This is a genomic window from uncultured Fibrobacter sp., from assembly GCF_900316465.1.
Classification (GTDB): Bacteria; Fibrobacterota; Fibrobacteria; order Fibrobacterales; family Fibrobacteraceae; genus Fibrobacter.
This window is the reverse complement of the sequence record NZ_ONDD01000001.1, coordinates 185,589-200,457: the sequence shown is the minus strand read 5'-3', so window position 1 is coordinate 200,457 and position 14,869 is coordinate 185,589. Positions and strand designations below refer to the sequence as shown.

Sequence of the window (14,869 nt, the reverse complement as noted above, 5' to 3'; positions counted from 1 at the left end):
GCCGTGCTTTTCCCCGACAAGAATAATTTGTTTGCGTTTGCAACGCCAATGGAATTTGCTTCTTGTTTCCCGGAATATGCCGACACTGCCGATAGTATCACTTTAGATAAATTAATTGAACTCTCGGAGAACCGAGGCTACGCTTGCGTTCTCGGGATGGGTATCTTAAGTTTCTCGACGAATCTGACGTATTTGATTGGCTCTGCCAAACAGCAAGGGATTCATTTTACGGCAGTGTATATTCTCGGGGTCTGTGGTGCTTATCCTGGCCGCGGAATCAATGTCCTCGACGTCGTCCGAGTCGATTCCGAAAGCGTGGGGGATATGGGCTACCAAGAAAAGGACGGCTCTTTTTTCCCGTTTCCAAGCTCCGTTCGCGCGTCTGCCGTAGAACACGCTCCTGCCCATGTGCAAAAGCTAAAATCTGCCGTAGGCCTCACGGTGAATTGCTGCACGGGCACAGAAAATCTCGCCCAGATGCGTTCCAAGACGTTCAATGCCGATATCGAGAACATGGAAGGGGCGGCCGGAATTGCGGCCTGTATGGCCCACAATATGCCTGTTTTCGAAATTCGCGCCGTGAGTAACATGGCAACCACGCGCGATCGCGCTTCCTGGAAATTCCAAGAAGCCCTCGTCGCTCTCCGCAAAACGATTTTTGGGTGATTTCATGCGTCTTAAACTCGGAATTTCTACCTGCCCTAACGATACCTACATTTACGAAGCTCTTGTCCAGGGGCTTGAAAATTCCCCTTTTGAATGGGAAGTCCACTTTGCCGACGTGCAAACACTCAACGAAATGGTGCGCCGCGGTGAACTCGATGTGGCCAAGGTGAGTGCCCAGGTATACCCCAAAATTGAGGCGGAATACGCCTGTCTTAGCTGTGGAGGTGCTATCGGGTATGGTTGTGGTCCGTTGCTTCTTTCTTCTGTAGGCAACGCTTTTTGCCCCGAAAAACCGGTCGTTTTGCCCGGTGCAGACACGACTGCGGCCCTTTTATTCAAGTTTTGGCATAAAAAGACGGGCCAAACCGAGCAGAAAATCGAATATGCCCTGTTTGACCAGGTTTACCGTTCCTTGCGCTCCAAAGAGGCTGTTCAAGGCGTTGTCATACACGAGCATCGCTTTACCTGGAAGCGTGATGGCCTCTATTTGCTGCAGGATTTAGGCGCTTTCTGGGAAGAAAATACGGGTACGCCGATCCCGCTTGGAATCGCTGTAGCAAGGAAATCCCTTGGTGTCAACACCATTTTCCAGATTGAAGACGAAATCCGAAAAAGTCTGAATATTGCCCGTAAACGCGAAAATTTGGTGACCCCATTTATCGATAAATTGGCTCAAATTGACGACCCAAATGTCATGGAAGCGCACATTAGGATGTTCGTAAATGACTTTTCCGAGGAGGTCGGAGAGCGGGGAAGAGCCTCTCTCGGGTACCTTTGGACCCTTGTCAAGGGCTAAAATCGTGTTAAATTTTGGCAAAATAGGCAATTTTTGGCCTTTTTTGAAGATTTTTTTACAAAACGGCTAAATTTTAGGAATAACTTTAATTTATTTTCCATACTGCATATCTTTATATGGAGTTTGCTTATGAGCTTAGTGAACGATCTTGAACTGGAAGTCGAGAACTTCAAGCGCGAGTACGAAAAGTTCGAGCGCGGTAACAAGTCTGCTGGCACCCGTGCCCGCAAGGTTCTGCAGGATATCAAAAAGACCTGCCAAGAAATTCGCGTGTCTATCCAAGGCGCGAAAAAGGAAGAGGAAAAGGCCGAACCGGCATCCGCCGATTGACCTCGAATGGGCGAGTAATACCTCGATGAACCGATTTAATCGACATTTTCTCAATTATTTTGGCATTTTTTGCGAAAAGCGTTTGACTAATGCCGTTTTTAGAGGTATATTCCCACTTGAATTTTGCATTTGCCTTTTTGGCAGATGTATAGGTTTTAATTTCAAAGTGTTCTATGATTGGAGAAACGTAGCAGTATGACCCTAAAGAAACTGGTCTTAATCACGGCCGGGGCGATGCTTCTTTCTGGAACCGCCATGGCAAAGAATATCAATGTTCCTGGCGACTATCAGAAAATTGCAGACGCACTCGGTAATGCGGACGCCGGGGATACCATCCTTGTCAAACGCGGAACTTATAACGAAAACATCACCTTGATCATGGGTGTTGTACTTAAGGGCGAGGATCCCCATACTACCATCATTGATGGTGGCCGCAGAGGTCCGACCGTCATGGGTACTTCGGGCGCCGAAATGTCGCACTTCACTGTGAAGAACGGTCTTGAAGGTATCCTTTGCGAAAACGCAGCCCCTTACATTCACCATTGCTACGTGCTTGATAACCACGCCACCGGTATCGGTGCGTTTATCTCGCTCCCGCATCTCCGCAACAACGTGGTGTACGGCAACCGCTGGTCCGGTATTCTCGCCTGGGGTGCTAAGTCCCTCGACGCCTTTATCGAACACAACGTCGTCCTCCGCAACGGCTACTCTGGCCTTGCATTGAAGGGACCGACCAACGTGACCGCACGTAACAACATCTTCATGGAAAACCACTACTACGGTGTGTTTGCTGATCCGGCTGCCGGTCAGACGAAGGTGGAATACAACAACATCTACAAGAACTACTACCCGTTCAACCAGTTCATCAAGGTGAACCGCACGAACGTGTCGCTCGACCCGAAGTTCATCAATCCTTCGCTGTCGCAGCCGAACTTCTACTGCCAGTCCACCTCGCCGATGCTCAAGCGCGGTAAGGGTAAGGCAGACATCGGTCTGACTGCCGCCGAACTGGTGAAGGAAGAAGAAGTGGTCGAAGAAACTCGTAATCCGGATACCGATGGCGATGGCCTTTGCGATCCGTGGGTTTCTGAAGAAGGCGTTTCCGACAAGTACGCAAGCGTCTGCACCGGCCTCGACAACTGCCCCGAAGAAGCTGAAGACTTCGACGGTTACCAGGATGATGATGGTTGCCCGGATGCCGACAACGACCGCGATGGTCTTTGCGATCCGTGGGTTGAAGCTAAGGGTATGCTTTCCCAGTTCGCCCACATTTGTAAGGGCGTTGACCTCTGCCCGGAACAGGCAGAAACTCTGAACAGCTATAAGGATGAAGATGGTTGCCCGGACGAAGTCCCGCAGCCGCCTAAGAAAGTCTTCGTGCTGGAAGGTGTGAACTTCGAATCCGGTAAGGCTACGATTACTCAGGATTCCTACATCTCCCTCATGAAGGTGGTAGACATTATGGAAACCTTCCAGGAAGCAACCTTCGAAATTGTCGGTCACACTGACAACGTCGGTAGAAAAGAAACGAATATGCAGCTCTCTGCAGACCGCGCCGCTTCCGTGAAGAACTTCCTCGTGGAAAAGGGCATCAATGAAAGCCGCATCGTTACGAGCGGTAAGGGTGACACCGAACCGGTTGCCACGAACAAGACCCCTGAAGGTCGTGCCCAGAACCGTCGTATCGAGTTTATCCGTACGGATATCAAGTAAAGGAGTAAGTGATGCGTACTAGTGTTATTAAAACAGCAGTCCTTGGACTCACGGTAGCCAGCACTTCCTTGTTTGCAGAAGCCACTTATTCTCCGCATAAGTATCAGCAGAATGACTGGTTTGCAGAATTTGGTGGCAATACTGCCATGTATGTGAACCCCGCAGGAATTTCTGAAACTGACCAGTTGGAATTCAGCGCCGCGTTCTTTAGCTCTATTAGTGGTGAAGCTAGCCAGGAATACGTTAGCTTGACTTTCCCGATGGATTACAAGCACACTCTCGGTTTCTCGTTCTTCGAAAACGGTGCTTCCATTGACGGTGGTAAGTCTTACGGCGAATACGCCTTCTTGCTCGGTTATGCCTACAGGCTCATGCATTGCATCGCCTTGGGTATCGACGTGTCCGTGCTCTACATCAACCAGTTCGACGATGTGAAGCAGGTGACGGTCGGTTCCGACGTGGGCTTGAGCTGGAACCCGCTCAACTCTTCTAAGTTCGGTTACCTCTTGGTGGGCGTTGCCCTCCAGAACATCGCTCAGCCGGGCGTTAGCATGGAAGATGACGGTGGCTTCGTTGCCCCGGGCTTCTTTGGCGGTGACCGCGACGATGCTTACAACATTCCGTCTAACTTGAACTTCTCCCTCTTCTGGCGTGGTTTCAACCGCGTGATCGAAGCTAAGGCAGAACTTTCTCTCATCGACGTGTTCCATTCCGACACCGAAGGTGGCGACGGTCTGAATCCGGAAATGAGCTTCACTTTGACCTACTACCTCTCTCCGCACCTTGGTGTTCGCCTTCGCTTCACGAAGGAAGGTTACCCGGTTGCCGGCGCTACGGTTAACGTCAAGGACGTGAGCATCTTCCGTTACCTCGCTCTCGACCTCGAAATGTCTCACGATGACCTTTACGCTAAGAAGAACCGTGGCTTCATCTGGGCTGTCAAGCTCACCAGCCGCTTCGGTGACACTCGTGAAGAAAAGATCGGTGAAGAACGTTATCGTCGTTTGAAGATCGAACCTGAAAACGACTACCGCGCCGCTATGCGTCTCTACTTGAACCGTCAGTTCTTGGAAGCTGCATACGCCTTCGGTAAGGTTCAGACCAAGTACCCGGCATTCCACCTTGTGGACCAGGCCGCCTTCTATAAGGCAAAGTCTTTCGAAAACCTCCGCATGCACAAGGCTGCTAAGTCTGTGTACGAAGACGCTATCAAGCGCTATCCGCAGAGTGACCAGCGCGCCAAGTATCACTTCCAGTTGATGAACATCGACTATAAGGAAGGCAAGTACATCGACGCTATGGCCAAGTACCAGAACATTGCTCAGAAGTTCGGTGAAAGCGACGTGAAGGCTGACGCTGACTACGTTGCCGGCCAGATCAAGTTCGAACAGGGCCTCTATCAGGAAGCTGTCGACCTGCTCGCCGCCATCCTTCCGGGTAACGCCAACTACTTCTACGCCCGCTATACCATGGGTATTGCTTACAGCCGTCTCGGCAAGTTCGACGAAGCTGAAAACTGCTTCCGCGACATTACCGAACAGCCGGTGTCCAACCAGTCTGAACGTGACTTGCAGGACGCTGCTAAGGTGAAGCTCGGCCACATTTACTTCTCTGGCGAAAAGGCCGACATTCCGGCTGCTGCCCAGATGTATGGCCAGGTCCAGCCCGGTTCTCCGGTGTACGACGAAGCTATGCTCGGTATCGCTTGGTCCTTCCTCAAGGTGAACAAGCCTGATGAAGCTATCAAGCCGGCACAGTGGATCATTAAGAATATGCCTGAATCCTTCCTCGTGTCTGAAGCATACCTCGTTCAGGGTTACTGCTACTTCATCAAGAAGGACTACAACAACGCTGTCAAGTCTCTGGAACAGGCTGAAAAGCGTACCGAACAGCCGGTTGTGACTGTTGCCGCTCGCGACAGTGCCCGTCAGGCCTTCGACGCCATGCAGGACGAATTCGACTCCGTGCAGGTGAAGGCTCTCGACCTCGCTCGTCAGCTCCCGACTCCGCGTGTGCAGAGCAAGCGCGAAGCCTTGCAGCCGAGCTTCGACAAGGCTAACGCCGCTATCGAAGATTACGCCGCCTTCACTCAGAAGGCTATCCAGAGTGACCGATTCGAATCCAACCGCAAGCGTATTTTGGATGACGCAGGCTTTACCTTGGCAACCGTCAAGACCAAGATGGGTCAGGGCGCTGCAAGCTCCGAAGCCGCTCAGGAACTTGAAAGCTTGGATGACGACTTAGACGAATTGGAATAAACAAAGAATGAAGTTAGACCTGGCTTTTTGAAACCAGGTCTTCCCCTTTTTTATCTTAATAGGTGGAAAGAGAAAAATGAAAAAATTTTTGCTTGTTGGTGCAATCGTCTGCTCGCTCGTAGGCTCCTCCTTTGCAGCGTCAGATCCTTGTAAAGACAAAGTCAATGAAGCCAAGAAATTGGCGGCCAAGTGTAAGGCCATGCCGAAGGGACCGGAAAAGACCCAGTGCGCAGGTTCCTACAAGGTTCTCAAGAACCAGGCCGAACAGGCTTGCCGTTCCGGCGGCCTCGATGAAAAGGGCATGGAAGATGCCATTCGTCAGTGGGAAAAGCAGGTAAATAACTGTAAGGGTAAGCAGAACAAGCGTTGCGCCTCTGCTCTCCAGCAGTTGGGTCATTACCAGTTCCAGCTCGAAGAAAAGCACTTCCTCGATAAGAACGCCCAGTACGAAGAAGATGTAGCATGGTGCGCCGACCGCGATAACAAGCCGGCAAAGTGCGCCAACATCGACCAGCTCCCGAAGGCAGACCACCAGAAGTCTCTCGGCTACTTCCTCGAATACATCGACAAGTACCCGAAGGAAGACAAGACTCCGACCGTGATCTACCAGGCTGCCGCCGTGCAGGAAGCTAGCGGTGAAGACGACAAGGCATACAAGCTCCGTATGCGCCTCGTCGAAAACTTCCCGGACAACGGTCTCGTTCCGAAGGCTTGGCTCCGTATTGCGGAATACCACTTCATGAACCGTAAGTTCCGCGACGCTATCAAGGCGTACAAGAAGGTGACCGGTTTCGAATCCCTCACGGGTAAGGAAGCCGCACTCGCCATGTACCACTTGGCTGAATCTTACTATAACATTGCTGAATACGAAACTGCTGCTGTCAAGTACTACGAATACATCATCGGTGCTGACAAGGGTAAATATCCTGCAGACTTGCGCGCAGAAGCTATGGACTTCATGGCAGCCTCCTTCTCCGACCTCGAAGGTGGTGGTGTTGCCGAAGCTGAAGCTTTCTTGAAGGACAAGAAGGTTCCGTTCAAGGATTCTGTGTACTATCGTATCGGTATGAAGAACAAGGACCACGACCGTAACGAAGAAGCCGTGCAGTCCTTCAAGCGCTTGATGTCTATCAACCCGGACTACATCGACGCACCGCTGGCTGACATTGCGATGATCGAAATCCTCATCGTCCAGCAGAAGTTCGAAGAAGCCCAGCAGCACCGCTACACTGTGGTGAAGCGTTATGACCGTAGTTCTTCTTGGTACAAGAAGAACCAGAAGTATCCGGAATCTGTGAAGAACGCTGAAACTGCTATCCGTGGCGCTATGCTCGACATTCCGCAGTATCACCACGCTCGCGCAGCCAAGCTCACCAAGGAAGGTGACTTGGAAGCCGGTAAGAAGCAGTATGCCGAAGCTATCAAGGCTTACGAAGCATTCCTGAAGCGCTATGCCAAGGAACCGACCTGGGACGAATACAAGGTTCACATCAACCTCGCTCTCGTGTACCAGGAAATGGGCCAGTATGCTAACGCTGCCAAGATGTTCAACTGGATCGTCGATACCGACACCACTCGCTACGGCCGTCGCCCGATGGGCTCCGAAGCTCTCCTGAAGAAGGAAGAAGCTGCATATAACGCCGTGCTCATGATGGACCAGTCTCGCGAAAACGCCAAGAAGAAAAAGTATGGCGATGACGCTGTCAAGGCTTACAAGTCCGAAGAAACTAAGGCTTACTTCGAACAAGTTAACAAGTACATGGCCAAGTACGGTCAGAACAAGGAAGCTGCAGAACTTGCATACAACGCCGCTATCGTTCATTACGATGCTAAGCAGTTCAAGGTTGCTGTGGGCGTGCTCCGCAAGCTGAAGCAGGACTTCCCGAAGCATCAGTACATTTTGCTCATCAGCCGTATGCTTGCCCAGTCTCTCTTGGAATCTGGTCAGTATGACGAATCCCTCACCGAATTCGAATGGCTGTACAAGCAGTATACTCAGGTCAAGGAAACTCGTAATGACTCCATGGCCAAGGAAATTGAAAAGGCTATCGCTTACGTGCTCTTCCAGATGGCTGAACAGTCCGTTAAGGCCGGTCAGTATCAGAAGGGTGCTGAAGCTTACCTCGCTCTCGTGAAGCGCTACCCGCTCATCGACATTGCTGACAAGGCTGTGTTCGAAGCCGGTGCCGCTTATGAAAAGGATCAGCAGTACACCAAGGCTGCCGAAACCTTCATGATTCTCCCCAAGCAGTATGCTAAGTCTTCTCTCACCATCAAGGGTATCGTCCGTGCTGGTGACGCTCACAAGAAGGCTGCTAACGCCAAGAAGAGCGACAAGGCTTACTACGAACAGGAATACCGCGAAGCTGCCCAGACCTACTTGTTCATCACGAACAACTTCCCGCAGGATTCCATGGCATTCATGGCTATCGGTTCTGCAGCCCAGGTCTACGACACCATCGCCGACAAGAAGTCTGCTGCTGTGACTTACGAACTTGCTTACAAGCGTTATCCGAAGGATGAACGTACTCCGGGCTACCTCTACAGCGCCTGCTTGAGCTACGATGAAGCCAAGATGACCGACGAAGCAATCCGTTGTAACAAGGACCTCGTCCGCGACTATCCGAAGAGCTCCTACGCCCTCGACGCTGCATTCAGCATCCCGATGGCTTACGGCAATGCTAAGAAGTGGGATATCGCTGCTACTGAATATCACAACTTCATCAAGGCCTACGGTCAGGAAGATAAGGAAAAGCTGATTGCTGCCTACATCGGTGCTGCCCGAGCCTACATGGAACTTAAGGAAGAAGACAAGGCTGTCGAAGATTACCGCAAGACTCTCGAAGCTTACGACAAGTACGGTCTTCAGATCAAGAATGCTGACCCGGGTGTTCCGGCTGAAGCTGCCTTCTACCTCGGTGAATACGAATACCACAAGATGGATCCGTATGTCCTGAAGGGTAAGGAAAAGGAAAAGGCCAAGACCATCAAGACCTTGGTTGATATCCTCCAGAAGGCTATGAGCCAGTACTCTAAGTCTGCTACCTACGCATCTGAACGCTGGACCTTCAAGGCCACCAACAAGATGGGTATGCTCTTCGTGACCATGGCCGCCAAGATCCGTGAACAGGAACTCAACGGCAAGAAGGAAGAAGAAAAGTTTGCTGAACGTATTGGTATCGTGCAGCAGCTCCCGAGCTACTATGAACAGGCTCGTCCGATCTTCCAGAAGAACATTGACCTCGCTCGCGACCAGGGCTTCTACAACCAGGACGTGATCGAAGCAGAAGAAGGTTACATTGAAATGTACTACCAGGGTTGCGCTGTGTTCGTCGAAGTGGCTGACGCATTCGCTAACTCTCCGCTGCCGGACTCTGCCTCCATCGTGAAGGAATACGTTGAATACGAAGGCATGGCCAAGGAAGACGCTATCGAAGCTGTCCATGAAGACTTGGAAGCTTACCGCGAAGAATTGACCAACCGTTCTAACGGCGCTAAGGAACTCGCTATCCCGCAGTGCGCAACCGGTATTAAGGCTGCTGCTCACTACGGTATCGAAAACCAGTGGACCGAAAAGCTCTTCGAACTCCTCAAGAGCCTCGATGAAAACAATGAGACTTTGAACACCAAGATCGAAAAGTTCGACCCGTCTACGCTGTTCTCTGACCCGGCATACTTCAAGACGAAGGCTCGTTTGGAACAGATCGCCAAGTCCGAAGTCATGACTCCGGAAGAACAGATCACGACCTACCGCGAAATCATCAAGGACGCCAAGGCTGAAAACGAAAAGCTGAAGGCTGAACTTGCTGACCTCCAGAAGCAGCTCGCTGGTGGCTCTGCCTCTACGTCCTCTTCTGCTGGCTCTTCTATGGACGAAGCCGACGACTCCGTTGAACCGGAAGCCGCCCCGGCTCCTGCCCCGAAGGCTAAGAAGAAGGCCGCTAAGAAGAAAGGCAAGAAAAAATAGCGGTAAAAACAATTTTACGGGGAACCTAGTTCATAGGGTTCCCCTATTCTATAAGGGTAAAAATGGCGTTTTTTGAGTAGTAAACAAGATTTTACCGGCTCGACTACACAATTTTGCCCTAAAAAAGATTAAATATGAACAAAGATTTTTCAAAATAAACCAAAACACTCAATCAAGGAGTACTCTAATGTCTAAAATGCTTCAATCCTTCAGCCCGGAATCTGATGGTTACCAGTTCATGTGGATCATCCTCGTGGTGTTCATGATTGGCCTCGGCTTCTCTGTTGAACGCTTCCTTTACATCATGGTGAAGAGCGCTAAGGGCCGTAAGGATTTCTTGGCCAAGTTCGGCACTCACATTTCTGCTCAGCGCTATGATGAAGCTCTCAGCTATGCCAACGCAACCAAGCTCCCGATCGCTCGCGTGATGGCCGCAATCGTTGCTGCCCGTAACGGTGGTCGTGAAACCATGTCCGCTGCTTGCGACGCAGTGTTCCTGACCGAAGCTCCCCGTCTTACTCGTTATATCAGCATCATTCAGGTTATGGCTTCCATCTCCACGTTGCTTGGACTTATGGGCACCATTTACGGTCTGATCTACACCTTCGATGCTGTGGCTAACAAGCCGGCTGCTGAACGTGCCAAGGCCCTTTCCGATGGTATTGCTATCGCTATGGGTACTACGCTCCTCGGCCTTCTCTCCGCTGTGCCTCTTCTGGTCATCGTCGGCCTCCTCAACATGAACTCCGAACGCCTCATCCAGGAAATGGAAGAAAAGGGCCTCAAGATTATCAACTCCCTCGCATAATCGAAGAGATAGAGAGATAATTTTAACGGAGTTATAAAACATGGCAAAAGAACTCAAGAAACCAGCCAAGCCTGAAGAACCGGACCTGTTGCCGGCGATGGGCTTGTTCACTATCCTGATTCCTATGCTGTTGTCTATGACCGCCTTCTCCAAGCTTGCTATCGTTGAAATCAACATGCCGGAACGCAGCATGATGAACATGGACAACGATACGCCTCCGGAACCGGACCAGCAGGCTCTTAACCTCTCGCTCGCTATTACCAGTGACTATCTGGTGATCGGTGCCCGCGGTGGTTTCCAGCCGAACGTTTACTTCAAGGAAATGTGGACGTTCCGTTGCAAGTCTGATGCGCAGCTCATTACGCATGCGCCGGAAGATGTGAAGTCGGCCGTGGAAAGCGGTCATGGTCCCAAGTGCAAAGACGGATCCGAAATGGATAAAGAAAAGTATCTTTATGAAATCGAATCCATCGAACTCTGGGCCATCAACAAGGAATCCGAAGAAGACCCGGGCCGCGTGATTTGGGCCGTGTATTCTTCTCAGTCCGAAAATGTGCCTGACAGCGCATACGTGGACGGTAACAACTCATTCCTCGCTGCTCCTGGCGAAGGCGCTATGGGTCTGACCCCGCCGCCGATGCTCAAGAAGCCGAGCGCAGGCGCTGTGCTTGCAACCCTCACTCCGAACTCGGCTCGTACGCTGAAACCGGATGTGGCTGCAAAGAACATCATCTACCCGCTGTCTGCTTACGACTTGATCGCTAAGGACCTGATTCAGATCCATACGCAGTTCATTGACCTCGAAGACGTCGATAACATCATCATCGTTGCTAACGACGACACCCAGTTCGATAAGATCATTCAACTTATGGACCGTGCTAAAGAAGCCGGTTTCAGCAAGATCAACCTTGCTAAGCTGGGAGGTTAATCATGGCTAGAAGAACTCGTAAATTTAGCGAAGACGTACCTTTCTCCCTCACGTCCATGATGGACATGATGACCATTATTCTGGTGTTCATGATCAAGAACTTGGACGCTGAAGGTCAGCTTTTGACCCAGGCCGAAAACCTCATCCTTCCGGTGTCTACCTCTAAGGTGCAGCCGAAGGAAGTGGCTCTGACGGTCGTGGTCGATAACAACTACGTTGTGGTCGATAACGCAAAGATCGTTCCTACCGAAGACGTCTTGAAGCAAGAAGATCTTCTTGTGACCAAGGTGGACTCCGTTCTTAAGGAACGCCGCGCAACGGAACAGGAACACGCCCTCAAGATGGGTCTTCCTGCTGACGAAGCCGGTAACATCATTGTGCAGATCGACAAGAACATCCCTTACGATGCAATGTATAAGGTCATGGCTACTTGTGGCTTCTCTGGCTATACGCACATTGCATTCGCCGTTATGCAGAAGAACGGAGGGGAGGAATAATTATGGCTAAAAAGAATACTCCCGAAATGGATCCGTTAGTAGCGTCCCTGATGCCGGAATCCGACAAGAAGATGGGTGCTATTGCCGGTATCTCTTTAGTCGTAGCTTTGGCTATCTGCCTTTGGGCTTCCATGTACGAACAGGTGGTGGACGAAGTCGTGTTCGACGACTCTGCCGCTGCTGATCTTACTGCTTCTATGACCATCGATGAAAAGAAGGAAGAGAAGAAGGAAGAGAAGAAGAAGGAAGAACCCAAGAAGCCTCGTAAGAAGGCTGGTGGTGGCGGCAAGCCGCGTGGTAAGGGTCAGCCCAACGCTCCCCAGACTCGTGGTGTGCTTAAGCTCTTGACTGCTCAGACCAAGAATGCCTCTGCAGGCGCCTATGACCTCATGAAGAACCAGAAGTTCTCTAAGGACATCGATAAGGTGCTGAAGGACGTGGCTGGCCTCCAGACGACGGGTAAGACCGTTCTCGGTGGTCGTCGCGGTAAGGCAGATGGTGGCTTTAACGAAGGTTATGCCGAAGGTGGTTCCGGTGGTATCGGTGACGGCCTGGCAGGTCTTCTCGGCGGCGGTGGCGGTGGTATCGCTACCAAGGCTAAGGGTTCCATCAGGACTCCGTCTGAACGCGATATCGACATGGGTGCCGGTGGTGGATCTCGTTCCGCTGCAGACATCATGAAGGTTGTGCGTCAGCGTACTCCGGGTCTCCGCCACATCTATAACAAGTTCCTGAAGAAGAAACCGGGCTTCCAGGGTAAGGTTACCTTGAAGTTCACGATCGCTCCGGGTGGCGAAATCATCAGCATCTCCATTGCTTCTTCTACGACCGGTTACGGCGAATTTGACGGCGAAGTCAAGAACGCTGTGAGCCGCTGGAAGTTCAGCAAGGTGAAGTCTGGTAACACCACTGTTACGATCCCGTTCACCTTCTCCGAATAATTCGGCGAAAACTTGAAAAAAGACCGGACTGTCAAGTCCGGCCTTTTTTGTATTGTAGATAACGGTTCCAGTCGGTTTGTATAAAAAAAGTTGACTTTTGTTTAAAATTTTATTGCGTTTTTCGTTTAATTAAACTAACTTTAAAACAGAAATTTCAATAGGAGTTTTCCAATGAACTTAAGAACAGCTGCCGCGGTTGGAGCCGCATTCGGTATTCTTGGCGTGGGTTCTGCTTTTGCAACCTTTGCACGTGTTGAATCCATGGGCAAGAACTCTACTTACATCATGGACGATGTAAGCATCTTCGATAACCCCGCAAACGTAAATCTTTACTCCAACTATTTGATCGGTGGTTTCGGTGCCTATACCGACAACAACATGTCTGCTGGCGGCAATGTTGATCCGCAGCACCCGACTTTTGGTGGCATCTTCTCGATTTCTTTTGGTGAAGACAATATTCCCGACCCGAAGTTCTCGATCGGTGGTCTCTTTGGCCGCGTCAACAACGACCTCGCCATGTATCTGCCGGACTACGTGCAGACTGGTAAGAGCACCTACGCTGTTGTTCCTGAAACGGTGACGAACTTTGATGGCTTCTTGGGCGGCACGTTCTCCAGTGGTGACGCTTGGGGCTTGCATATTTATATCGCTCATCAGGATGGCGGCGACCTCGATGAAAGCGGCACCTACCAGACTAACGACGATGCTTATGCATCTCTCGTTCAGTTGGACGCAGGTTTGAACTTCCAGACGGGTAGCGGCACCTCCTACGAAGTGTCTGGCGGTATTGCTCGTGTGCAGTATGGCCCGGATCGCCACAGCTTCTTTGACGATGGCGATTTCACGATTCTCGCCAAGGCTCGCGCTTTCTTCACCATGGAAGCAATTGATGGTGAACTGGTTCCGGCCGCTTCTATCAAGCTCGCTCAGGCTCCTGGTATCGAAGACAAGCATGCTCAAGCTGGTATGGGCATTAACGTCGCTATGGATCGCGGTTTCTTCTGGCTTGGTCTTGACTTCATCTGGAATCAGAAGAAGGCTCATGACTGGTTCTACGACAAGACTGTGAACGGTGGCGCATGGATTTATGATGCCCGTGACGACGAAGATCCTCATTGGGACAAGCGTTCCGATGTTGGCGGCAAGGTCAGCTTCGGTATCGAACGTAACATTTGGTGGGATTGGTTCGTTATCCGTGTGGGTGGCCAGAAGTCCATTCTCTACACCGATTGCGACGTGAACTCCAAGAACAACTACTCCGATTCCCGCTATGGCATTTGCAAGGACGACGGTACGTTCTTCTCTACCAACCCGCTGGCTGACGGCTCTGCCGACGACCACGTTGGATTCGGTTTCGGTATCAATATCGAAGAACGCCTGAAGATCGACGTGACTGTTGCAGAAGACCTGCTGTTCCGCAACCCGTTCCAGGGTGAAGGCCGCATCTTCTCTCGCCTCGATGCTACCTACTCGTTCTAATTCCTACGGAATTGCTCGGACTTGAATACGAAGACGCCCCTCTTGGAAGGGGCGTTTTTGTTGCTTGTGGCAATTTCTTTTTCGGCGGTTGATTTTCTACTTTATGGGCATGAGATTACTTGTTTGTGTATTGACTTTTGCGGCCTTTCTTGTGGGTTGTTCCGAACCGACGGAACGTATTGAGAACAAATTAACTAATTACCTGCAAGATGACTTGAAGTTCATGGTGGCTGAAACCATCAAGTCTTCTAAAACGCGCGAAGGGCTCTTGGATACGCCTTATTACCGAGTCAAGGACTTTAGGCTTTTCGATGGCGCAGAGGCCCGCATTTATGCGGCCTATGCCGAGGTTGATTTCTTTATCTACAAAGACATCGCCATGCACGAGAAGCGCAAGTATCGCTACGACGTGAATACGCGCGGTTGGGACCGCTACAAGAAAGAATGGAAGTTCGGCGCGGACACGTTGCGGTAGTTTTTTTATAT

At 50.9% G+C, this 14,869-nt stretch carries 12 protein-coding genes; all 12 read left to right on the top strand.

The window, feature by feature from the left end; genetic code table 11:
• Positions 1-3 precede the first annotated feature (3 nt).
• The 12 genes from QZN53_RS00695 (at position 4) to QZN53_RS00640 (ending at position 14,858) form a co-directional block, all read left to right on the top strand.
• On the top strand, positions 4-666 hold the full coding sequence (locus tag QZN53_RS00695) for a futalosine hydrolase (RefSeq protein ID WP_163436730.1): 663 nt from the start codon (positions 4-6) through the stop codon (positions 664-666).
• A gap of 4 nt (positions 667-670) precedes the next feature.
• Positions 671-1,462 (top strand): 1,4-dihydroxy-6-naphthoate synthase, encoded by a 792-nt coding sequence (locus tag QZN53_RS00690; RefSeq protein ID WP_163436728.1) that lies wholly within the window; start codon positions 671-673, stop codon positions 1,460-1,462.
• A 129-nt stretch (positions 1,463-1,591) separates the two neighbouring features.
• Positions 1,592-1,792, top strand: coding sequence for a hypothetical protein (locus QZN53_RS00685; protein WP_072801029.1), 201 nt, complete (start codon positions 1,592-1,594; stop codon positions 1,790-1,792).
• Between the two features lie 195 nt (positions 1,793-1,987).
• Positions 1,988-3,505: an OmpA family protein gene (locus QZN53_RS00680; RefSeq protein ID WP_294650859.1), complete on the top strand. Its 1,518-nt coding sequence runs from the start codon at positions 1,988-1,990 to the stop codon at positions 3,503-3,505.
• Between the two features lie 11 nt (positions 3,506-3,516).
• Positions 3,517-5,763 (top strand): tetratricopeptide repeat protein, encoded by a 2,247-nt coding sequence (locus tag QZN53_RS00675; protein WP_294650856.1) that lies wholly within the window; start codon positions 3,517-3,519, stop codon positions 5,761-5,763.
• A 76-nt stretch (positions 5,764-5,839) separates the two neighbouring features.
• A complete protein-coding gene (locus QZN53_RS00670; RefSeq protein WP_163436725.1) occupies positions 5,840-9,730 on the top strand; it encodes a tetratricopeptide repeat protein in 3,891 nt (1,296 codons plus the stop codon).
• Positions 9,731-9,917: 187 nt separating this feature from the next.
• Positions 9,918-10,538, top strand: a complete 621-nt coding sequence (locus QZN53_RS00665) for a MotA/TolQ/ExbB proton channel family protein (RefSeq protein ID WP_088628014.1) — start codon at positions 9,918-9,920, stop codon at positions 10,536-10,538.
• 40 nt (positions 10,539-10,578) lie between these two features.
• The gene (locus QZN53_RS00660) at positions 10,579-11,466 is read left to right on the top strand and encodes a biopolymer transporter ExbD (protein WP_163436724.1); all 888 of its coding nucleotides are present in this window, start codon (positions 10,579-10,581) and stop codon (positions 11,464-11,466) included.
• A 2-nt stretch (positions 11,467-11,468) separates the two neighbouring features.
• Positions 11,469-11,963 carry a biopolymer transporter ExbD gene (locus QZN53_RS00655; RefSeq protein WP_088628012.1) on the top strand — a complete coding sequence of 165 codons (495 nt, stop codon included), beginning with the start codon at positions 11,469-11,471 and terminating at the stop codon, positions 11,961-11,963.
• Positions 11,964-11,965: 2 nt separating this feature from the next.
• Complete coding sequence (locus QZN53_RS00650; RefSeq protein WP_073319377.1) at positions 11,966-12,904, top strand: AgmX/PglI C-terminal domain-containing protein; 939 nt, start codon at positions 11,966-11,968, stop codon at positions 12,902-12,904.
• Between the two features lie 171 nt (positions 12,905-13,075).
• The gene (locus QZN53_RS00645) at positions 13,076-14,383 is read left to right on the top strand and encodes a hypothetical protein (protein ID WP_163436723.1); all 1,308 of its coding nucleotides are present in this window, start codon (positions 13,076-13,078) and stop codon (positions 14,381-14,383) included.
• Positions 14,384-14,492: 109 nt separating this feature from the next.
• Entirely contained in the window at positions 14,493-14,858 is a 366-nt protein-coding gene (locus tag QZN53_RS00640) for a hypothetical protein (RefSeq protein ID WP_294650848.1), read from the top strand.
• Positions 14,859-14,869 lie beyond the last annotated feature (11 nt).